Here is a 20,323-nt window from a genome sequence, read left to right as displayed (position 1 = left end):
CAGGAATGAATGAAAATCCTGCTGGAAATATTGAACGGTTCATATCGCTGCTTCCGATTGCAGTGGCTCTGATAGGAACTGATGGGAAAATTTTCTCTGCAAACAATCTTTTTGAGGAAATAGCGGGAACTTCGTCAGCCATATTGAAGTCGCTCCCCTACAGGGAACTTTTCTCTACAAGTCCTGATATAATAAAGATCATAGACACGTCCCTCTCAAAGGGGGAGGTCTGTTCCAACACGCGCTCGTTTTTTTACAGGAGGGGAAAACCCGTTCTCCCTGTCGAGGTCTCGTCATCTCCTGTATCTCCCTCCGCAGGCGTTCCCGGGCTTTCCCTTGTTCTTCTTATAAAAGACAACTCCGTGACACGGGAGATAGAATCAAGGGAAGATAATATAGAGAGAATCAAGAACATTGAGTCGCTCTCTCACTGGATAATCCATGAGGTAAGAAATCCTCTCGGTTCAATAAAGGGGGCTGCGCAGATGTTGATGCGTGACAATGACATAAAAGGGGATTCAGAGGAATTTCTTGAAATAATCCTTTCCGAAGTCACAAGGCTCAATGATCTCACAAAAGAGCTTTCGCTTCTTCTATCAAAAAAGGAAAAACAACTTGAAAATATAAACATCCATGCTGTGCTTGACCATGTAATAAAAATAATATCCCTTGACCGTGCAGCGGAGAGTGCTACCCTTACCAAGGAATATGATCCGAGTCTTCCTGAGATTTCTGGGAATTTTGATGAGCTTATACAGGTTTTTCAGAATATAATTAAAAATGCAGTTCAGTCACAAAATTCCGGCGGGATCATCAATGTGCGCACAAGATACATCCGCAGACCTGTGCTGGCTACGCAGAACAGGGAAGACTACGGCTATATCGGCGTGGAGGTAACAGACAATGGCTCCGGTATAGATGATGACCTGAAAGAGAAATTGTTTACTCCTTTTTTTACAACAAAGAAGGAGGGGACAGGGTTGGGACTTGCAATTTCACTTAAAATAATAACAGAGCACAATGGATTTATCGAGGCTGAAAACAAGCCGGACGGCGGCGCACTTTTCAGAGTGATACTCCCCTATAAAAAGATAAAGATATGACTCCGAAGATCCCAACTATACTGATAGCTGACGACGAGAAGAATCTCACAAAGATAATGAGAAAGTTCTGTGAGAGAGAAGGCTATGCAGTACATATCGCAAACTCCGGGAAAGAGGCGATTGGCATCCTTGAGGAGTATCCCTGCCATATCGCATTCTTAGACCTCAATATGCCCGGATATTCAGGTTTTGAAGTCCTTGAGAAGGGTCTTGCAATAAGGCCTGACTGTTATTTCATATTAATGACCGCTCAGGACAGCATGGAAAACACAATCGAGGCGATGAAAAAAGGCGCATATGATTATCTTTCAAAACCCTTTGATATCGAAGAGGTGAAGTTCCTTATTGAAAAGGTCATGAAACTTCTTGATCTTAAGGAACGGGTGGAGGAACTCAGAACTGAGATCGTTGGTGACTCCAAAGAGAATCTTATTGTCGGGAAAAGCGCTAAGATGCGCGAGCTTTTCAAAACCATTGGAAGGGTCGCGGCAAGCGACACCACTGTGCTTCTTCTTGGTGAGAGCGGAACTGGGAAGGAGCTTGTTGCAAAGTCCATACATTATTACAGCTCCCGTGTTGGGAAACCTTTTATCAAAGTGAACTGCGCAGCAATACCATCGGGAATCCTAGAAAGCGAGCTCTTCGGTCATAAGAGAGGCTCTTTCAGCGGTGCTTATGGTACAAGTCCCGGAAAATTTCAGAGCGCTGAAGGAGGCACCATATTCCTCGATGAGATTGGGGAGCTTGAGTATTCGTTGCAGGGGAAACTTCTTCGCGCCCTTCAGGAAAAGGAGATAGAGACGGTCGGGGAAAGCAGGGCACGGCGCATAGATGTACGCATCATTACTGCTACGAACAAGGACCTTAAAGAGGAAGTTGCAAGCAAGAGATTCAGGGATGACCTTTACTACAGGCTGAATATTTTTCCCATACTTATACCTCCTCTGCGCGAGAGAAAAGAGGATATCCCGATCCTTGCAAACCACTTTGTAAATAAATTCAGGGAAGAGATGGACCTTGCTACAAGACATATCACTGACGGTGCCATGAAAGTGCTTATGAGAAATTCCTGGCCCGGCAATGTGAGGGAACTTGAGAATGTCATACTGCGCGGTATGCTCCTTAAAAGAAGCGAGTTTTTAAGCGAAGAAGATGTTGACTTGGCGGTTGAAGTAAAAGAGGGGGCCGGGGGAGTGGTATCTTTTGAAGATGCTGTCAGGGAAGTTGCTTTACAGTTCGTTGAAGAGGGGAATAATGATGTCTTTATGAAGCTTACTGAACGCTTTGAATCATCCCTTATTCAGGCAGTAATGACAAAGACAGGCCTTAACCAGAGCAAAGCAGCAGAAATCCTCGGCATAAGCAGGAACACATTGCGCAAGAAACTTGAGGAGAAGGAATAAAATTATTTCACGCCAGGGCGTAGCGGTGCACTATTCCCTGTATCTCTTTTACAATCAGCTTTAATACCTGGGAAAAATGGAGATGGCGCGAATCATCTCATATGAAGAATCACGCTGATTCTGTTACAGTAGGGTAAGTTATTCAGGAAAAGGATTTTTCTCAGCTATTGCCGGATAGACTTGCATTAATTCATTCACTGTATCCTGATATAATTTATTAAGAGGGTTTATTTTTAAAGCTATATTAAATTCATTCAGAGCCCGTTCAGGATCTCTGTTTATAAAATATATTCTTCCAACCTGATAGTGTCCTTCAGAATAATTATTATCTATTTCAATTGATTTTTTGTATTCAATAAAGGCTTTTTCTGTCAATCCCTTTTGTTCATAAGCTCTACCTAAATAATCATGGGCTTCGACAAAATCAGGCTTTATTTCAATAGTCTTTAGAAATTCTTTAATTGCTTCATCAATTAATCCTTTGGTGAAGTATGCAACTCCAAGATTGATATGAGCATCAGGAATGCTATTGTCTGTTTTTATTGAATCATGGTACTCTTTTACAGCCTCGTCAACTTGTCCATTCACATACAGTGCATATCCATAATATTCATGCACCCAGGCATTATAAGGAGATTTTTTGACCGTATCTGTCCAGAGGGTTAAGTCACTTTTCCATACATAATTTCTGCTGAAAGTCCCTCCAAAAAAAGTAAGAGCTACTACCAGTAATAAGACATTTAAAATATTAACATAATGTTTTTTACTAAATGAGTAACCAATTAATAAAGATATTAGAATTGCGAATCCGGCTGATGGAAGATAAAGGTATCTTTCCGCAAATGGATTTTTCCCGATTCCGGGTATATAAAGCGCAGGCAATAGTGGAACCAGTATCATGATGAGGCTGAGAAATAAGATTTTATTTTTTCGTGCAAAATAAATGGCAATAATAAAAGCTGTAATGGCTGCAAATGAAATTATTCCCGAGGTGCTAAATATTGAATTTAGTGGCTTGAAATCGTGAAATACGTTTAAATTTATGGGAATAATTAACTTTGTCAGGAATTCCTGAAATAATGCAAATGCATTTATTACCAGCTCATAATTGGTTAGTTTGGAATATTGTTTTGAAGGAGCAAATCCTCCTAAGGCATTATATCTTAATGCAAGATAAAGAAGAGCTAATATAAAATACGGCATATATTTATTTATATCTGAAAATATTTTTTTAAATTTTAATGTTTGAGAATAGTCGTATGCGATTATTAGAATCAGTAAGGTAATTGCCGGTTCCTTGCAAAGCATGGCAATAAAATAAGCTGTTATTGATAGTATGTAGCTCAGATTAAAGAGATTTCTTTTTTCACAGGAGTTTATGTACAGGTAAAAGGATAATAAAAAAAATAGTGAGCATGATATGTCCGGCAGTCCTGACGTCCAGGCAACCGCCTCAGTGTGGATTGGATGCAATGAGAATGTTAAAGAAGCTATAAATGAGAGATAACGGCAGGGAAATTCACAAGAAAATTCTTGTTTAGAGAATAATTTGATGCAAATGAAGTATAAAATAAGTGATACCGCTGCATGAAAAAAAATATTGATTAAATGCCATGCCCAGTGAGTTAATTTGAAGAAATAGTAGATTCCAATTTGTATGACATGCATTGCTGGCCGGTAGTAGCTCGTACTATATCTGCTATTAAAGCCGGCTACATTATTAGTAAATATCTCTTTAAGGTATTTCGTATCTGTTATCCATTTGTTGCCGGTTATATTAATAACATCATCAAATACAAAGTCATTAGTTAACGTATTGGCGTATGCAAAAAATGATGCAGCTATTATAATTAGAGGGAGTATTTTGCTATAGGTCTTGAAATTTGAAGCAGGCATGTCCATTGGATTTGTTCACGAAATATTTTAGAAAATTTCTTACCATAGAAGATCAAAATATCTTTCCATTTAAGCTAAAGCGTATCTGTTTACTATCCCCTGTATCTCTTTTACAATAAGCTTTAATACCTGGAAGAACGGAACGGCAATTACCATTCCTACTATACCGAGAAGATATTCCCCTATAAGTATGACAAGAAGGACCGTTACGGGATGCGTCTTTACTGTGCGCGACATTACAGTAGGTATTACGATAAGATCATCTATGAGCCTTATTAATATAAAAAGAGCTATGACCCTGAGTGCAGTAGAGAATGAGCCTTTGTCAAGCAGCGTGATGACGATTGCAAGCAATGCTCCTGAAAGAGGGCCTAAATAAGGTACCACATTGAAGATGGCTGCAATAAAGGCTATGAAGAGAAAATAATTTATCCCTAAGACATAGAGTCCTATGGCTGAAAGAATCCCTACAATTATTGCTTCTGTTATTACGCCTCCAAGATATGCCTCTGTCTGTTTGTTTATTCTGTAGAGGAAGTTGACAGAGACCTCGAAATAGCGGTTAGGCACAAGGCTTATCAGATATTTTTTGATTGATCTGCTCTCAAGGACAAGAAAGAAAGATATGAATGGCACAAAAACTATAATGGAAATCAGCCCAAACATTGTAGAAACTGCCGGCAGATCCATAATGGAACTGCTGAGATATGATAAAACTGTAGGTATTACGTTTTCAAGCAAATGAAGGTTCCCAAGGAATGGAAGTTGCCGCTGGATGTAGTATTGAAGGCTTTGCACCCTGTCCTCTATTTTCTTTTCTTCCTGCTGGAGCTCAACTTTATAGTCAGGCAGTTTGATCTTTATGTCTTCTATCTGGTTTAGAAGAAGTGGTCCGAAATTTAGCATCGAGCCTATGATAATACTTCCCAGTATTGCAAAGACTAATGCAGTTGCGATAATACGGTTTATCCCCAGCCTTTCAATGCCGTCAACGAGCGGAAGAACTATGTAAGAAAAAACTGATGCCACGAAAAATGGTATCAGAGGCTTTCTTAAATAATAGATCCCCGTGATTACTAAGATAAAAAAAGCAATTATAAGGCTTAAATCACGAAGGAGGAATTTTTGAGGATATTTTATTGGGACTATAAGTCTGTCATTCATCAGCTCCTGAACCTCCTGTTCTTTCATAAACAAGATGGCTAAGCTTCCTGACTCTGCTTGCAAGTTTTTTCCCGATATTTCTTACTATTTTAAAACCGAGCTTTTCGTTTCTTCTCATAAGTTCTTCTATATCGTACTTGAACATCCCATAGGTCTCGGTATCGCCTATAGATATGATTGAAGTGAATCTGGGCTCATCGTCAAAGAGGCATATCTCGCCTACAACATCACCGCTTACGAGCGTTTCGATGATGTCCCCCACTTCTCCGGGTTTTCCAATAACAAGATTCACCTGCCCCTTTTTTATGACATAGATTGCAAGAGGAAGTTCACCAGCCTGCGATATGACTTCCATATCCTTAAAGTTCCGCTGATGAATTATTGCTTCTATTTCCCGAAGTTCCCTTTTTGAGAGCCCTTCAAATAACGGAAGCGAGGCAAGATATTTTGTCATTCCCATATTCAGCTGTTCCCAATTTGCTAAAACATAATAATATTTTTATATAAACAATATTAAATGCAACAGACTTTCTTTTTCAATTTAAATTTGTTGATAGCTTTAAACTATCTCTGATATGTTAATAGCATGAATAATAAGCCGCTGCTAATAAAATCGAAACTTTTAGAAAAAAACTGCCCGGCATTTCACTGTTTCTCAACCCGGAATGGAGATACGACAGGAACAGGCATTGGTAATATAGTGTTCCCAAAACAGGTTCATGGGGACAGGATAATTATTGCAGATGGTCAAAACACCGCCAAAGAAGATGCAGATGCAGTTATAACCAGAGAGCCTAAAATCCCAATAGGAATATTGACGGCCGATTGTGTTCCTGTAATTGTTACAGATAGATTGAACCGCGTTGGAGCAGTCATCCATTCAGGGTGGAAAGGTACTGTACAGAACATTGCAGGGAAGACAATCAGGAAGATAGTGGAAATCTCAGGAGCCAAGGCATCTGAACTTTTCGCTGCCGTAGGTCCATCTATCGGGAGTTGTTGTTATGAGGTGGGCGAAGATGTAGCTTTGAAGTTTAAGCAGGAGTTTGATGGGCGATTGGATGTAGTTGAAAAAAGGAATGAGAAGTTTTTTGTTTCACTTAGAGATGCCGTTGCCTTAGAGCTTCAAAGGGAAGGAATAAGCCGGAGCAATATTGATGTTTTAGATTATTGTACTTTCTGTGATGAAGAACTTTTTTATTCTTACAGAAGAGACGGAAAGAGTGCCGGCAGGATGTCAGCGATTCTCATGCTTTAACTTGAAAATAGGAGAGCAATAAAGTAAGTTCAAATCAAGCTTTATATATCAAAGGCGATAAAGAAAGCCCTTATGAAAATACTTTTTTTCTACAAAGAACAGGAAAACCTCGGAATCCAGTATCTTTCGAGCATTTTGAAGAAAGCTGGCCATGAGGTCAGCCTTATCTTTGATACTGGTTTTGACAGCTACATGGGCTTTTATGACATCAAAGCCCTCAAGGGAAAAAAGAAGGAAGGGAAGTTAATCTCAAAAATAAAAGAGATAAACCCTGACCTCTTTGCCTTTTCCTGCGTCACTCCTCTTTATTCCTATGTCAAGGAGACATCGTCTCTTGTCAAAAAGCATTTTGATATCCCTGTCATCGCGGGAGGTATTCACCCGACCAGCGTTCCCGAACATGTATTGAAGCACCCCGACATTGATATGGTCTATATAGGGGAAGGTGAAGAAGGAGTCCCCGAGCTTATAGACAGGATGGCGAGAAAGGAAGACATTTCAAATGTCCGTAATTTATGGCTAAAAAAAGACGGCGTCATTATAAAGAACCCCTTAAGGCCTTTAATCGCCGACCTTGACCCGATTCCATTTCCTGACAGAGATCTTTTTTACCATCATACATTTGCAGGAATACTCACTGTCATAACAGGAAGGGGATGCCCTTACAGGTGCACGTTCTGCTTTAACAACCAGATGGAGAGAATCTATGGCATAGATGAAAAGCACCTTCGCCGGAGGAGCATTGCGAATGTCATGGAGGAGCTTGTCTATTTCAAGAAGAAGTACAAGGTAAGAAAAGTTTTTTTTGCCGACGACATCTTTACCCTTAACAGCAAATGGGTAGGGGAATTCTGCGAGGAATACAAAAGAAAGGTAAATGTTCCATTTCTCTGCCAGGTTCATCCGTCAACTCTTACCCCGGAGGTTGTTAAGATAATGAAAGAAGCATCCTGCGAGTGTGTAATCTATGGGCTCGATTCAGGGAATGACTATGTGAGAAACAAAATAATGAAGAAGAATGTGTCGAGAGAAAAGATCCTTGAAACAGTGAATATGATAAGAGGAAGCGGCATTAAACTTTTCATGAATGTCATCTATGGCATGGTGGGAGAAGATATTTCCCATATGCAGGATACACTGAATTTCCTGAAACAAAGCAGATGTGACGGAGTAAATGCATCAATATTTTATCCCTATCCTGAAACCGAGGCATGTGAATTCGGGATTAAGAATGGTTACATAGATGAAGAAATAATGGAAAACATAAGGGAAGGGAAAAGCTCTACCCACGGCTCGTCTATCATTAATATAAAGAATAAGGATTTCTCCGAGACTATACGCAACATTACTCCTGCATATAACAAATTTCCGTTTCTGCGTCCGCTCTTTGACCTTGTGATCAGGAAAAAATGGGTGAAATTAAGCAAAATGCTTTATGTGTTTACAGGACCATTTGTATATTCTACGTGGGGCGAGATAATGTTCAGAGAGATGTTCTTTATTTTCTTCAGGTCTTTTTTTACGAAAAAAGAATCTTCCCGTTCTTAACCCTGTTCTGCTGTTTCAGATTTTGAACTTTCCTCTATTGCGTCGTCGATGTCTCCGAATCGTTTGTGGTTCAGATAGAAGAAGAATGCTCCTGTAATTACGGCAAACCACAATGTGAAACACCTTATGAGGATTGTTCCAGCCACTGCTGATGATTTTTTTACCCCTGCGAGAATAAGCATCCCTGTCATGCTTGTTTCCATGGCGCCCAGGCCTCCCGGCAGCATGCTCAATGCCCCGATTATTGTTGATATGCAGTAAATGAATGTTGCCTTGAAAAGCGTCACTTCACAGCCAAGCCCGCTAAGGATGAAATAAAATGCAAGGCACTCGGAAAACCATGAAGGTATGCTGATTATTGTGGGGAAAAGAATATTTTTCAAAGCCAGAAGATTCGCGGCACTATCGTATGCTCTTTCCAGCTTTGAGGAATGTTTTGCAACGAAAGGGATTCGCTTGAAGAAATTCAGTATGGCTATAAAGGTAGGCTTTCTTCCGATGATGAAAATTATCAGGCCTATCACGACAAGCCCTGCTGTTATGACCTTTTCGCCTTTGTGGAGGGAATAGCTTCCTATGCCTGCTAGCAGACAAAATGCAAGGAGGTCGGTTATCCTTTCTGCCAGGATTATGGGGGATGATTTTGATATGGAAGTGTGGTTTATCTTTTTCAGAAGATAGGATTTCAACACTTCTCCGAATTTGCCCGGAGTCACGGTCATAATCATTCCGCTCATGAATATGGAAAAGCTCTCACTGCGTGAGAGCTTTATGTTGAGAAGTTTTAAATAATGGTCCCATTTAAAGAAACGTATGACGTAATTAAGAAATACAAGGACAGTGACAAGAGGAAGATATCTCCATGAGAAAGAAAGAAACGATTTTTTTAGCTCCGGAAGGTCACTGTATATGCTGAGCACTGCAAACACGCCGGCAGACATTATCATGGAAATGGTGAAACGTTTTCTGAATCTTCTTTCCCTGCTCATATATCTCCCAATAAAAAAAACAGGATTTAATGCCTGCTCGTTTATTAATATAACGTTATATCAATATATCTTGACCTTGAACAATGTATTCTATAAATAGAATCGCACTCCGGCATTTAAAATAATAACAGGAATATGTTCGGTTCTAAAAGAGTTTTTTTAACTATTTCAATCAACTGTCTGGCGGCATGTATATTATTTGCCTGTGCACCCCGCTACCAGTACAGGACTCTTGCGCCTGTAAAACAGGATGTAAGGCAGGCAACTGAAGCCTTTGAAACCGTAAAAAAGGGCTCAGTGGCATTTAAGCTTTACAAGTCAAACATTGCAGATTTGAGAGATGATATAGCGAAGATTGCCGGCTCATCGAAAGCGGCTTCGCAGAAACTGAAGACTTTAAAGAGCGAGAAATACACAATCTTCAAGCTGGTGGTTGAGAAAAAGAATGATGATGTTGTCCAGATAGACCCTGCCGGGATCAAGGCACTTGTGCTTGCAGAGTATGAAGAGAAAGAAAGTTCGCCCATTCAAGGTGTAGATGAGGTTGTAGACAGAGATATTCTTGCCAAATCAAAAATAAATATAACCGGTGAAGGTCCCAAAGATATTTATATAATTTTCCCATACCGTTTAAATGAAGAGCATATGGCAACAATCCAGCTTTCTTCCATAAAAGTCAATGATGAGGATTTTTCAACTGAATTCCCATTCCATGGTACAGATACATGGGAGGGACGAAAACGAGCTGCCCAATATACGGGAATGGGTTTAGGTGCTATTGCTGTTATTGCCGGAGTTGTGACGTTTCTTAATTAGCGACCGTTTTTGGTATTATCTTTTTTAAAGAAATCTCCGGTACTTTCTTTTACTTCTCTGGAATGCCATTATCAGCGTCATCCCTGTTATGAAGCCTCCAATATGTGCATACCATGCTACATCGCCTCCTGCCGGTGCGCTTAAAATCTGTAGTATAAACCACATGCCGAGGACGATCACGGCAGGCACAGGGATAAGCCTGATGAAGATGATGAAGAAAAAAAGCACCCAGACCCTTGCGCGCGGGAAGAGAAGAAAATATGCGCCAAGGACCCCTGCTATAGCGCCGCTCGCTCCTATAATGGGGACTGTAGAGCTCGGGTTCATGAATATGTGTACCGACGAGGCTATGATTCCGCAGAGAAGATAGAATAAAAGAAACCGCATATGTCCCAGTGTGTCTTCCACGTTGTTTCCGAATATCCAGAGGAAAAGCATGTTGCCGCTGATGTGCACAAACCCACCGTGGAGAAACATGGATGCTATGAATTTCTTTATTAAAGGAAGGCCGTAGAACAGGCTTGGCTTCAATGATAAAGTAAATTCATGAGGGATGAGGGCTGCTTTGAATATGAATACTTCCACATATTTTCCGAGCGACATCTGATAAAAGAAAACTGCCGCATTTGCAGCGATTAAAAGAATAGTAATGAAAGGGAATGTCGTTGTGGGATTGTCGTCTTTAATAGGGATAAGCAATCTCTATTTAACCTCAATAGGCACGGGGATGAAGGTGAGTACGAATATTATAAGTATGAGAAAGCTTAGAAGCCTCCTTTTTGAGTCAAGTGGTACAAAATCATATATTGTGGGCGGATGTTTAAAACCCATTATAAAGAGCAATATTGCCCAGAAGAACCATCCGGGCCAGAAAAAACCCATTGGTATAAGGACAAAGACGAGAAGCCTGCTGTATTGTTCGGCTTTGTTGCCTATGACAGAATAAAGTATATGCCCCCCGTCAAGCTGTCCTATGGGGAGGAGGTTAAAAGCTGTCACAAGAAATCCGAACCAGCCGGCGAATGCCACGGAATTCAAAACAAGGTCATGCCCCTGCGGTATAGGTCCCTTTATCATGAAGCTTATCAGTGAAAAGAGGAGTGAGTCGCCTAATATTATTCCTTCCTTGCCGGTTAGTGGAGTTATATCTGAAGTCGCTATCCCGTATATGCAGGCAGGTATTGCTACGGCAATCCCTGAAAGCGGGCCTGCGCAGCCGACGTCAAAGAGTGCGTTCCTGTCAGGAAGACGCGCCTTGATTTTTATTACGGCGCCAAATGTACCCAGAATAAACGGCGGCGGTGCAGGAATGAAGTATGGAAGGGTTGCCGGAACTCCGTAGCGCCTGCACATCCTGTAATGACCGTACTCATGGGCGCCCAGTATGGTAAGAAGCGTGAATGAATAAGGGATGCCTCTTAGTATATCATTAAAATGTTTGAGCGGATCTCCCCCCTCAAAATATGAGCCCATGAACAGGGTAGTACATACAGTGGCAATGAAAAGAGATATATGAAGTAATCTTCCCTTGGTCACCCGGTGCATTCCCTTAGGTTGTCATTCTGTAAGAACATTTCAATGTTATTTTTCTGAAGAAGTTCCTTCATTTCCCTTTCATTCATGATACCGCAAGCAGGCCTGCATTTTTTGTTCCTGATAGCTGACACGATGTCTGCAATGCTTTCTACGGCTTGCTCAAAAAAAGTAAGATAATTGCCTACTCTGGACACAGTGTGCGCATCGCTTCCGCCGGTGAATGCACAGTCTAACCTCTTCATGTCATTTAGAGACAACATGATGTCATTATATCCATAGTTTGAGTTTAAAGACTCTATGCCGTCAAAAGAATAATTAAATATCTCTTCCCCGAAGCTTAGTATATTTCTTCTGGGGTGGGCCGCAACGGCAGCTCCTCCGGAGCTTTCCACTATCGCAAGGAGCTCTTCTATGGACAAATACTCTGGAAGGTTTTCATCAACTCCATAAACGAGAACATCCCCTTCCGTTCCTTTATTGCTAATGGCGCGTATTTCCTGTCCTGAAAGTATTAACAGATCATCGGCTCCGGTGCTTTCTTTAAGGTCTTCAATCTGAGTTCCTGACCATACCTTGCCATGTTCGGTAATGACTATACCGTCAAGTTGGAGTTCCATCGCCCTTGCAACAAGCGCATGTGGGGAAAGCCTGCTACAGAGGCTGAAATTACTTGTATGAACATGAAGGTCTAGAGCATATTTTTCTTTCATCGTTTCTTTCCGGTTACAATCCAGCAGTTAAGATAAGTCTCTCCTTTTAGCCAAAGCGGTCTGCATTTTATTTTCGTAAATCCTGCGTCTTTCATCCACCCTTTTATTTCATCGATTTTTCTCGAGTTGCCGCGGTTTCTTTCAATCATGAGTTCAAGGGAAAAAATCGCAGGAAAAAGCGGGCCAGTCCCTTCTTTATTGAGCATCATCTCATTTGCGATAATGGTGCCCCCTGGCTTTAAACTATCAAATACCTTTTTTATGAGATGTCTGCAATCATTATCATCATAGGCATCAAGGATTGTTGAGAGTAACGCCGCATCCGCACCCTGCGGCAGATTGTCTGTGATGAAATTACCTTCCATGATTTTGATCTTTTTCTCTGCCTTGTAAAGTTTTATCCGTTCGCGGGCAACGGCACATACGGGAGGCACATCAAATATAATGGACATGAGATTCGGGTTAGCATTAACTGCCATTACAGAAAAGATTCCTGTGCCTCCGCCGACATCGAGAAGAAGTCTGTGCCCGGAAAAATCGTATACTTCCGGAAGATAGGCGGCCTGCCTGAAGCTGAATCCCTCCTGTGCGAGCATCATCCTGTGAATGACCTCCTGTCCTTCCGCATAATCTTTGCGAAAAAGAGGGATTGAACTGTTGTTTTCTACGACTTTTTCATAATCCGACCACGCGCGGTAAACCTCGTTGATGGCATTGAGATAATTCCCGAAGTACTCAGGCCTTCCCTTGACCAGAAAAGTCTCAGACATATCGGTATTATAATATTTCCCGTCTTTTTTCTTCAGCAGCCCGAAAGCTGACATGGCGTTTAAAAGCCTCTCTACAGGTCTGGATTGAAGTTTCAGCTTTTTTGCGGTTGCTTCAGCGGTGTCCGGTTTCCGGGAAAGAATCGTGAATATATCAAGGTTATTTGCCAGGAAAAGGGCTTTGCTCACCTGAAAAGCCATTGCCATTTCCCATATAGGGTCCTTGCTGACCTTAGAATTTATGAAATTATTAGTAATAACTCTTTTTTTCTTCGTCATATTGCTATTATCAAAAAATCTATGTAGGATTACAAGTAGAGATATATAGAACAGAATGGATTTATCAGCCAGATTTATCTGAAGGAGGAATGGATTGAAAATAAAATGGTATGGACATTCATCATTTCTTATAACCGGTGACAACGGAACAAAGATAATAACTGATCCTTACGAAGCCGGAGGTTACGACGGAGCGATTGGATATCATCCGATAAACGATACCGCTGATGCTGTGCTTTGCTCTCATAACCATAGAGACCACGGCCATTCGGAAGGAGTCCCTGGAGAATTCAAGCTTATTGACAGTGCAGACAAGTTTTCTGTTAATGGGATAAATATTGAGGGAATTGAAGCACACCATGACAAACAGGGCGGAGCTGAGCGCGGGAAAATTATCATATTCAAGATGACGGTTGATGATGTTACGGTGTGCCATCTTGGAGACCTTGGACATGAAATAGATGAAGAACTGGCAGGAAAGATAAAGCCTGTTGATGTTCTTCTAATACCGATTGGCGGTATTTTTACGATCGACTCCCAGGAAGCTGACAAGGTGATCCAATCAATTTTGCCCCGGATTACAATCCCTATGCATTACAAGACCGATAAGTGCGGCTTCCCTCTTGCCCGCATTGATGAGTTTGTAGATCGGAAAAGAAACATATCTCTCATGGCAACAAGCGAGATAACCATAACAAAGGGAACACTTCCTAAGAGGCCCATGATTATGCTCCTTGACCATGCTCTTTAATAATTTTCCTCTGTTCATAACTTTTACATTTGCGCCAAACTAAAAAAAACCCTTTGCATTTTTATTTAAAATGACTATTTTTTTATCAACTTTAACAATTTTTGGAGGATTGCAATATGCAGTGGGAACCAGAGGCGGAACAGGCATTTATAAAAATGCCCTTGTCAGACATGGCGAAGGCAATGGCAAAGGTGTTTGCTGAAAAGAAAGCACGCTTTAACAAAAGCAGCAAAGTAACAATGAAGGAGATTGAGGCAACAAAAAGAGTTTATTTTGGCGTTGTTTCTGAAGAATCAAGGCTCAAAGAATGGGATAAGAGGATTAAAGAAGGCGAAGCAGATTTAATGGAGAAGATGGAAAAGGAAGCACGCGACATCCTGGCAAAGGAAATAGATATGTTCGATATCGATCTTTGCCATGCTCAGTACTTCCGCTGTACATCACAGATTGCCGAGGTAAGGCAGTTAGCCGCTAAATTGAAGAAAAGGCTCCAGGAATTGAAGGTTTCAGAAATGGTGGCTGACATGCTTCATGATGACGAGAGGATACTCCCTCATAACAGAATATCATTTTCCATTTCTGCCTGCCCCAACTCATGCACAGGTACGGCACACAAGGAATTTGGGATTCATGGTACAGCTATTCCGATAGTCACAGATGTTGAATGTTCCCAGTGTTATGCCTGCGTGAACAGATGCCCTGATAATGCTGTTCTTCTGATAAACGGGAAACCTAAGATAGATTACGGCAAGTGCAAGATATGCGAAGCCTGCGTTAAAGTATGCCCCACAGGGACTCTCGGTGTAGAAAAAAGAGGATATGCATTGACTGTGGGAGGCGCATTTGGACGCCACCACAAGGTAGGATACGAGATATATCGTGTGGCAACTGAGGCGGAGCTTTTCAGCGCGCTTGAAAAATCAATACAGTTTATAAAAGAAAAGGCAATCGGAGAAGAGAGCATTACTTCAATCCTCACGAGAACAGGCATTGCGCCAATTTTCGAGAAGATTTTCAAATCAGCAAATTAGTTTTTAAAATAAAAGGTTAAATTTACTTTAAGCTGCGGCAGTATGTACTTTGGACGTTATTGCCGCAGCTTTTTTATTTGATGATTCAAAGGTAAAATTAATTAAATGAGCTTGAAAACTGTTATTTCAGGCGGGACATTGAGACGGAGAGGAAATCCTATAGTGCCGATTCCTGCATTAACATAAAGGTTGCATCCGTTTTCTATGAAATGCCCTTTTACATATTTGGTTATGAGCTGAGCCGGGCTTAAGTAAAGGCCTGCAAGATTTATATCTACCTGTCCTCCATGCGTATGCCCTGATATGGTGAGGTCTATTCCATGTTTTTTTGCTTCTTTGAAATAGTTTGGATTATGGGACATAAGGATTGTGGCTTTAGTGTCATCAATCTTTTTTACTGCGATTGCAAGATCAGGATCTGAATTCATCATGTCCTCTACACCGCAAATATTTAAGTCTGCACCCTTAAATGCAATTGTATCAGAGCTGTTTCGGAGTATGTTTACACCACTATTGCTGATAGCGCCGATTAAATCTTTTTCATTGCCGTAATAATCGTGATTTCCGAGGCATGCGTATATAGGCATCATAGAGCGGAGATATTTTAGTCCTGCGGCGCAATATTCGACCGAGTCATTGGAAGTGCCTACAAAATCTCCAGTTACAAGAAGTATGTCAGGCTTAAGAGATTCCAGGATGTTTATCCATTTCCTGATTTCAGCTTCGCCCATGAATATGCCGCAATGGATATCGCTTATCTGGACTATTTTTAGTCTTTGAAGTTCCATCGGTAAACCGGGGATATTGATATTCACTTCCCGTGTTATATAATTTTGTTTGCCTATAAATACTCCGTAACATGAAAGAGCAACAGGTGCAGCCACTATACTTTTCCCTGCAATGCTTAAAAAATTTCTCCGTGAAGGGTCAGTATAAATTTCATTTTCCGCTGGTTGTGAGGAACTTCTGCCTGCAAGAGTTTTTGTTTTTCTCAAAGCAAAAGAGATGAGATCTTTTAGCTTCAGGATTATTAAGATAAACACATAAGAGCTTCCCCATATAGCATATGGATAAACTATGGGATACATGATTAGCGGGGGAACCGGGTTCTTCGGAACGCCTGCGATAAAGGTGTAAACCAAAGGCATATTAAGAAAAACCAGGGCGCAGATTGTTAGTCCCTTTAAAAGTCTTTTCTTCTTATCTGGAAGGTCAAGCCTCCCAACCCATCTAAGCGTCCTTTTGCCGAGATACCACTGTGTTGTTACAATGATAGTCGAGAACAATAAAAGAGAAAGTACAAGATAAAGTAAACTCGTGTTTCGCATGGCAGTTTATATACAAACTTTAACTTCAAAAAGCAACAGCCTGAAGATTGTCAGACTAATTTTAGATTGACAAAAGAATGAAACTTTGAAAATTGAATTACTTAATGTATCGAACAAATAAATGTTTTGTTCTGTGATTATAAAACTTTTAAATCTGGGAGATAAAAATGTCTGAAGAATATAGTTTTCCTCCATACATGGAGGTGATGGAAGATGCCGTCAAGGTTTTCGGCGGAACGAGAATGGAGTCTTACAATGGTAAGGACATAAAGCCCCTCTGGGATTTAAATGGAGAGGGCTTTAAAAGCTACAAGTATCTTTACAAGGCTCCCAAACTTCAAAAGATTGTAGTCGGTTTTCAGAGCTTTAAAGAAATGCTTATGTCCTATGCCATGATGATCTGGCCTGATGATGAACATGATCTTCCTGTTTTTTCTTCTTATTGGGCGGAAAACAAGAAGGGGAGCTTTTTCATTATTGATCTTTATCCAACGGCAGACTGCATTGTTGATATCCCTTACATGGAGAAGAATCTTGACCCTCTCGAAGATGCCTATGACAAGGGAACAAGAACATACTTTCCCGGACTTAGCGGCATGAGCACTAACTGGTTCAGGGCATTGAGCTCTCCTTACTGCATTACAGGGAATATTGCGCCAAGCACAAAGGATTCGCAGAACAAGATAATGGAACTGACAATGGATTATTTCAAGATATTCGTTGATCTCTGGAAGAAAGCAGAGCCGAAAGATAAAAATTACATGAAGCGTCTCATTGAACGCAGGGAAGCGATCAGGATTAACTTCAGGGAGAAGGATCCGGGCGGGATTATGGTGGTAAAGGCTGTGGGGGAAGAGATGGCGGAGCTTTCCTTAGAAGCCCTGTTCTAAGTTTCGCGGAGGGAATGCAATATTTGAGGTAATACTTCGTTAGTGCCTGGTTCGCAACTGCTCACATACAACTGAGTATGCTCCGCGTTTCTCACCAGTCACTGCCTCGTCTTCCACTCAAATCTTGCATTCCTCAAAATAATATTTTTTTACCCCTTCAATTTCGCATCTTATAATTTCTTTGCCAAAGAAGTTGTCGTTGGTAAAATCTTCCGGTCTGAAAAGATGCACTTCGATTCTGAAATCAGTATTTAACTGATATGGTATAAACATTCCTCTGTCATAAAATGGCGTTCCTGAAAAATCAGGCGAAACTATGGCAACATCAATATCACGCCATAATATTATAATCCATCAACGCTTGTTCTCATCTTGTGTGAAAAAATGTTTTCAAATTGGAATCAAATAAGATACTATCTAAACAGTTGGACCTAAATACTATGAAAGTAGTTTGGTTTTTTTCAACATTGAACAAATATAAAAATATTTTAGCTAAAAGGGATTGTTATGGGGAAAGCAAAACAGGAAGTAAGAAATCTTCTTAGTAGCTTACCGGAAAACAGCACACTGGAAGATATACAGTATCATCTATATGTCCTTCAAAAAATTGAGCGTGGATTGAAAGATATAGAAGAAGGTCGGTTTTATACGCAGGAAGAAGTTGAGAAGAAGATGGCAAAATGGCTCGCAAAGTAATTTGGTCGCAGGAAGCGGTTACTGATTTAAGCGATATTGCAGAATTTATATAAAAAGATTCAGTCTTTTATGCAGCAGGTTTTGTTCAGGAAATTATTTTTGCGAGTAAAACTCTCAATGAATTTGCAGAAAGAGGACGTGTAGTTCCCGAAATCAGCAATTCAAAAATTCGCGAACTTTTTGTTCAAGATTACCGCTTAGTATATAAAATTTCCCGGCTACGAATTGAGATATTGGGAATAATCCATGGGAGGCGGGACTTGAAAAAGCTTTGGGAAAAGGAAGATAGAGAAAAATAATTGGGGTGCAAGATTTGGATGGAAGACGAGGCAATGACCGGTGAGAAACGCGGAGCATAGTGTTTGTGAATAGGTAAACCATTTTTACTTGAGTGGAATATTTGCGTGGAAGACGCGAAAGCGGACGTTGAGTAAAGCGGAGTGTACTTAATAAAGCTATTTACTTGGGAATGTAAGATTTGAGACTTAGACGCGAAAGCTGTCAGCGAACAAAACGGAGCATACTTTTTGGTATGTGAGTATTTGTAAGCTGGCGGATGCCAAAGTATAAGGCCAAATCTTACATTCCCATCAGTGGAATTCGAGGCCTCCGCATAAGTTGAAAGCCTGTCCCGTCACATAATCCGAATCACTTGATGCCAGAAATGCAATCCCACCGGCAAGGTCTTCAGGCGCCCCTACCCGCTGGATTTTTAGCTGCCCGTTAATAATCGCCTGTTCTGCAACCATCTTCACCATGCTCCCCGGCGGCATATCGGCTGCCCTGTCTCCGGTGTGCCATATTGGTGTGTCAATAAGTCCGGGGCATATGCAGTTCACATTTATGTTATAGATTCCAAGCTCACAGGCAAGTGCTTTTGTAAGACCAATTACGCCTGCTTTTGACGCAACGTATGCTCCGCCGCCTCCACCCTGCGGTGTTTTTGCCATTGTTGAAGAAAATGTTATGATTTTTCCTTTTAGCTCCTTTTCAATCATATGGGCTGCAATCTTTTGTGTAATATAAAGAAGCCCCTTCAGGTTTACGGCAAAGATCCATTCCCATTTTTCCAATGATACTTCAAGTATTGGATCGTTTTTATCTCCTACACCTGCGCTGTAAACAAGTATGTCAATCTGTCTGAATGCATCGATTGATTTTTTTGCAAGCTCGTCAAGTTCATTGAGCTTTGCCGCATCAACGACAAAGCCAAGAGATTTTCTCCCGAGTTTTTCTATTTCAGGTACTGTTTTATCAACTCTTTCTTTTACGATGTCGGCGATGATTATGTTCGCCCCTTCCTGAGCCATCCTTATGGCACCTGCTCTGCCGATTCCGCTTCCCCCTCCGATCACAATGGCATTTTTCCCAGCTAATCTTCTGCATCTTGTATCCATATAAGTTTTCCTCCTCACAGGGCTATAATGCTTTGTCTAGGTTTTTTACAACCATTGGAAGCAGCTTGTATGGGATAGTGCAGAATAGTTCATAATCTTTAACACCCATGAGGCTCCTTCCTCCATGGTCGCCGAGGGTGAAGGTGATCTTCTGGTCCCTGTATGAGCCGGGAAGCGACTGGGCGCACCATGATGTTCCTGAAAGTCCGTGTACAAGTTCGCCTGTCTCCCAAGTGTAGGATTTTGTAAGCTTGTAAATCTGGTTTGCATTCCCTGTTATGTGGACAATGTCAGGATTTTCTACCTTGTCAAGTCCGCCAATTACAAGGTATTTGTGATGTTTATGATGTTTTGGAATTTGTTGGCCGACCTTCCTGAAAACCGCTTTTGAGCCATAAGGTGCTCCTTCTCCGAAAAGAACGCTCATGCCCACTTCCCGCTCTTCCTTTGAAACTTTTCTTGAGCCTATCCCGGCATATAAAGAACCGCCGCATACGCAGTTTTCCTTGGTAACATAAAATGGGCTGGGTTTTTCCCATGCCTCGGCCGCAATAGCGCATAGCATGCTCATGTCATTGCCGTAGAATTCTATCCCCTGGGGAATATCATCATAAATTTTAAATGCCAGAATTTTACGCTCATAGTTTTCTTTTGCCATTAACTGATCATTAAGTTCCTTGTTAAGACTCATAACTATGTTCTCCTACGAAAGTAAGATTGTTGATTTTCTGAAAAAATTCTAAAAACGTTCAAACCTGTCT

Annotated in this window: 22 protein-coding genes; 10 read left to right on the top strand and 12 right to left on the bottom strand. The window is 41.0% G+C overall.

From position 1 onward, the window contains the following. Nucleotides 1-5: 5 nt before the first annotated feature. Nucleotides 6-1,103 (top strand): PAS domain-containing protein, encoded by a 1,098-nt coding sequence (locus tag HZA77_09530; GenBank protein MBI5375665.1) that lies wholly within the window; start codon nucleotides 6-8, stop codon nucleotides 1,101-1,103. Beyond that, entirely contained in the window at nucleotides 1,100-2,506 is a 1,407-nt protein-coding gene (locus HZA77_09525) for a sigma-54-dependent Fis family transcriptional regulator (protein ID MBI5375664.1), read from the top strand. The genes HZA77_09530 and HZA77_09525 overlap by 4 nt, the downstream gene beginning before the upstream one ends. A gap of 138 nt (nucleotides 2,507-2,644) precedes the next feature. Here the strand turns inward: HZA77_09525 and HZA77_09520 are convergent, their stop codons facing one another. The 3 genes from HZA77_09520 to HZA77_09510 form a co-directional block, all read right to left on the bottom strand. Next, nucleotides 2,645-3,814, bottom strand: coding sequence for a tetratricopeptide repeat protein (locus tag HZA77_09520; GenBank protein ID MBI5375663.1), 1,170 nt, complete (start codon nucleotides 3,812-3,814; stop codon nucleotides 2,645-2,647). 657 nt (nucleotides 3,815-4,471) lie between these two features. Further along, a complete protein-coding gene (locus HZA77_09515) occupies nucleotides 4,472-5,566 on the bottom strand; it encodes an AI-2E family transporter (protein ID MBI5375662.1) in 1,095 nt (364 codons plus the stop codon). Further along, a complete protein-coding gene (locus HZA77_09510; protein MBI5375661.1) occupies nucleotides 5,559-6,026 on the bottom strand; it encodes a cyclic nucleotide-binding domain-containing protein in 468 nt (155 codons plus the stop codon). The genes HZA77_09515 and HZA77_09510 overlap by 8 nt, the downstream gene beginning before the upstream one ends. A gap of 126 nt (nucleotides 6,027-6,152) precedes the next feature. On the opposite strand from HZA77_09510, the gene pgeF reads away from it, so the two are divergent. Together pgeF and HZA77_09500 are read left to right on the top strand one after the other, a co-directional pair. Then, nucleotides 6,153-6,824, top strand: coding sequence for a peptidoglycan editing factor PgeF (gene pgeF / locus HZA77_09505; GenBank protein MBI5375660.1), 672 nt, complete (start codon nucleotides 6,153-6,155; stop codon nucleotides 6,822-6,824). 72 nt (nucleotides 6,825-6,896) lie between these two features. Continuing rightward, nucleotides 6,897-8,372 (top strand): radical SAM protein, encoded by a 1,476-nt coding sequence (locus tag HZA77_09500; protein ID MBI5375659.1) that lies wholly within the window; start codon nucleotides 6,897-6,899, stop codon nucleotides 8,370-8,372. Here HZA77_09500 and HZA77_09495 read toward each other — a convergent pair. After that, nucleotides 8,369-9,361, bottom strand: a complete 993-nt coding sequence (locus HZA77_09495; protein MBI5375658.1) for a flippase-like domain-containing protein — start codon at nucleotides 9,359-9,361, stop codon at nucleotides 8,369-8,371. The two genes, HZA77_09500 and HZA77_09495, sit on opposite strands and share 4 nt — an antisense overlap. A gap of 135 nt (nucleotides 9,362-9,496) precedes the next feature. Here HZA77_09495 and HZA77_09490 point away from each other — a divergent pair, with 135 nt between their 5' ends. Beyond that, the gene (locus HZA77_09490; protein MBI5375657.1) at nucleotides 9,497-10,177 is read left to right on the top strand and encodes a hypothetical protein; all 681 of its coding nucleotides are present in this window, start codon (nucleotides 9,497-9,499) and stop codon (nucleotides 10,175-10,177) included. 24 nt (nucleotides 10,178-10,201) lie between these two features. Here HZA77_09490 and HZA77_09485 read toward each other — a convergent pair whose 3' ends face one another. Genes HZA77_09485 through HZA77_09470 form a run of 4 tightly spaced genes read right to left on the bottom strand, consistent with a single transcriptional unit; the run spans nucleotide 10,202 to nucleotide 13,469 of the window. Further along, the gene (locus HZA77_09485) at nucleotides 10,202-10,876 is read right to left on the bottom strand and encodes a rhomboid family intramembrane serine protease (GenBank protein ID MBI5375656.1); all 675 of its coding nucleotides are present in this window, start codon (nucleotides 10,874-10,876) and stop codon (nucleotides 10,202-10,204) included. 3 nt (nucleotides 10,877-10,879) lie between these two features. After that, complete coding sequence (locus HZA77_09480) at nucleotides 10,880-11,713, bottom strand: site-2 protease family protein (GenBank protein ID MBI5375655.1); 834 nt, start codon at nucleotides 11,711-11,713, stop codon at nucleotides 10,880-10,882. Beyond that, on the bottom strand, nucleotides 11,710-12,423 hold the full coding sequence (locus HZA77_09475) for a PHP domain-containing protein (protein ID MBI5375654.1): 714 nt from the start codon (nucleotides 12,421-12,423) through the stop codon (nucleotides 11,710-11,712). Before HZA77_09475 ends, HZA77_09480 begins: the two co-directional genes overlap by 4 nt. Further along, nucleotides 12,420-13,469, bottom strand: coding sequence for a hypothetical protein (locus tag HZA77_09470; protein ID MBI5375653.1), 1,050 nt, complete (start codon nucleotides 13,467-13,469; stop codon nucleotides 12,420-12,422). Before HZA77_09470 ends, HZA77_09475 begins: the two co-directional genes overlap by 4 nt. A 94-nt stretch (nucleotides 13,470-13,563) precedes the next feature. On the opposite strand from HZA77_09470, the gene HZA77_09465 reads away from it, so the two are divergent. After that, nucleotides 13,564-14,220 (top strand): MBL fold metallo-hydrolase, encoded by a 657-nt coding sequence (locus HZA77_09465; protein MBI5375652.1) that lies wholly within the window; start codon nucleotides 13,564-13,566, stop codon nucleotides 14,218-14,220. A gap of 116 nt (nucleotides 14,221-14,336) precedes the next feature. Next, a complete protein-coding gene (locus tag HZA77_09460) occupies nucleotides 14,337-15,251 on the top strand; it encodes a 4Fe-4S binding protein (GenBank protein MBI5375651.1) in 915 nt (304 codons plus the stop codon). 101 nt (nucleotides 15,252-15,352) lie between these two features. Here the strand turns inward: HZA77_09460 and HZA77_09455 are convergent, their stop codons facing one another. Beyond that, nucleotides 15,353-16,579: a metallophosphoesterase gene (locus HZA77_09455; protein MBI5375650.1), complete on the bottom strand. Its 1,227-nt coding sequence runs from the start codon at nucleotides 16,577-16,579 to the stop codon at nucleotides 15,353-15,355. 167 nt (nucleotides 16,580-16,746) lie between these two features. On the opposite strand from HZA77_09455, the gene HZA77_09450 reads away from it, so the two are divergent. Beyond that, the gene (locus HZA77_09450; protein ID MBI5375649.1) at nucleotides 16,747-17,469 is read left to right on the top strand and encodes a hypothetical protein; all 723 of its coding nucleotides are present in this window, start codon (nucleotides 16,747-16,749) and stop codon (nucleotides 17,467-17,469) included. Nucleotides 17,470-17,586: 117 nt separating this feature from the next. Here HZA77_09450 and HZA77_09445 read toward each other — a convergent pair whose 3' ends face one another. Beyond that, complete coding sequence (locus tag HZA77_09445; protein MBI5375648.1) at nucleotides 17,587-17,742, bottom strand: hypothetical protein; 156 nt, start codon at nucleotides 17,740-17,742, stop codon at nucleotides 17,587-17,589. 234 nt (nucleotides 17,743-17,976) lie between these two features. Between HZA77_09445 and HZA77_09440 the strand changes: the two genes are divergently transcribed. Beyond that, the gene (locus HZA77_09440) at nucleotides 17,977-18,165 is read left to right on the top strand and encodes a hypothetical protein (protein ID MBI5375647.1); all 189 of its coding nucleotides are present in this window, start codon (nucleotides 17,977-17,979) and stop codon (nucleotides 18,163-18,165) included. 92 nt (nucleotides 18,166-18,257) lie between these two features. Continuing rightward, the gene (locus tag HZA77_09435) at nucleotides 18,258-18,464 is read left to right on the top strand and encodes a type II toxin-antitoxin system RelE/ParE family toxin (GenBank protein MBI5375646.1); all 207 of its coding nucleotides are present in this window, start codon (nucleotides 18,258-18,260) and stop codon (nucleotides 18,462-18,464) included. Nucleotides 18,465-18,755: 291 nt separating this feature from the next. Here the strand turns inward: HZA77_09435 and HZA77_09430 are convergent, their stop codons facing one another. Both HZA77_09430 and HZA77_09425 read right to left on the bottom strand, forming a co-directional pair. Next, the gene (locus HZA77_09430) at nucleotides 18,756-19,562 is read right to left on the bottom strand and encodes an SDR family oxidoreductase (GenBank protein ID MBI5375645.1); all 807 of its coding nucleotides are present in this window, start codon (nucleotides 19,560-19,562) and stop codon (nucleotides 18,756-18,758) included. Nucleotides 19,563-19,584: 22 nt separating this feature from the next. Further along, entirely contained in the window at nucleotides 19,585-20,253 is a 669-nt protein-coding gene (locus HZA77_09425) for a DUF169 domain-containing protein (protein ID MBI5375644.1), read from the bottom strand. Nucleotides 20,254-20,323: the final 70 nt, after the last annotated feature.

This window comes from Candidatus Schekmanbacteria bacterium (assembly GCA_016219965.1).
GTDB lineage: Bacteria > Schekmanbacteria > GWA2-38-11 > GWA2-38-11 > J061 > JACRJM01.
The sequence above is the reverse complement of the archived record's forward strand: the minus strand, read 5'-3'. Positions and strand labels throughout refer to the sequence as shown.

Bases quoted from the DNA above. Each gene is read 5' to 3' on its own strand.
- HZA77_09530 (MBI5375665.1), top strand. From the start codon at position 6: ATGAATGAAAATCCTGCTGGAAATATTGAACGGTTCATATCGCTGCTT.
- HZA77_09525 (MBI5375664.1), top strand. From the start codon at position 1,100: ATGACTCCGAAGATCCCAACTATACTGATAGCTGACGACGAGAAGAAT.
- HZA77_09520 (MBI5375663.1), bottom strand. From the start codon at position 3,814: ATGCTTTGCAAGGAACCGGCAATTACCTTACTGATTCTAATAATCGCA.
- HZA77_09515 (MBI5375662.1), bottom strand. From the start codon at position 5,566: ATGAATGACAGACTTATAGTCCCAATAAAATATCCTCAAAAATTCCTC.
- HZA77_09510 (MBI5375661.1), bottom strand. From the start codon at position 6,026: ATGGGAATGACAAAATATCTTGCCTCGCTTCCGTTATTTGAAGGGCTC.
- pgeF (MBI5375660.1), top strand. From the start codon at position 6,153: ATGAATAATAAGCCGCTGCTAATAAAATCGAAACTTTTAGAAAAAAAC.
- HZA77_09500 (MBI5375659.1), top strand. From the start codon at position 6,897: ATGAAAATACTTTTTTTCTACAAAGAACAGGAAAACCTCGGAATCCAG.
- HZA77_09495 (MBI5375658.1), bottom strand. From the start codon at position 9,361: ATGAGCAGGGAAAGAAGATTCAGAAAACGTTTCACCATTTCCATGATA.
- HZA77_09490 (MBI5375657.1), top strand. From the start codon at position 9,497: ATGTTCGGTTCTAAAAGAGTTTTTTTAACTATTTCAATCAACTGTCTG.
- HZA77_09475 (MBI5375654.1), bottom strand. From the start codon at position 12,423: ATGAAAGAAAAATATGCTCTAGACCTTCATGTTCATACAAGTAATTTC.
- HZA77_09470 (MBI5375653.1), bottom strand. From the start codon at position 13,469: ATGACGAAGAAAAAAAGAGTTATTACTAATAATTTCATAAATTCTAAG.
- HZA77_09460 (MBI5375651.1), top strand. From the start codon at position 14,337: ATGCAGTGGGAACCAGAGGCGGAACAGGCATTTATAAAAATGCCCTTG.
- HZA77_09455 (MBI5375650.1), bottom strand. From the start codon at position 16,579: ATGCGAAACACGAGTTTACTTTATCTTGTACTTTCTCTTTTATTGTTC.
- HZA77_09450 (MBI5375649.1), top strand. From the start codon at position 16,747: ATGTCTGAAGAATATAGTTTTCCTCCATACATGGAGGTGATGGAAGAT.
- HZA77_09445 (MBI5375648.1), bottom strand. From the start codon at position 17,742: ATGTTTATACCATATCAGTTAAATACTGATTTCAGAATCGAAGTGCAT.
- HZA77_09440 (MBI5375647.1), top strand. From the start codon at position 17,977: ATGGGGAAAGCAAAACAGGAAGTAAGAAATCTTCTTAGTAGCTTACCG.
- HZA77_09430 (MBI5375645.1), bottom strand. From the start codon at position 19,562: ATGGATACAAGATGCAGAAGATTAGCTGGGAAAAATGCCATTGTGATC.
- HZA77_09425 (MBI5375644.1), bottom strand. From the start codon at position 20,253: ATGAGTCTTAACAAGGAACTTAATGATCAGTTAATGGCAAAAGAAAAC.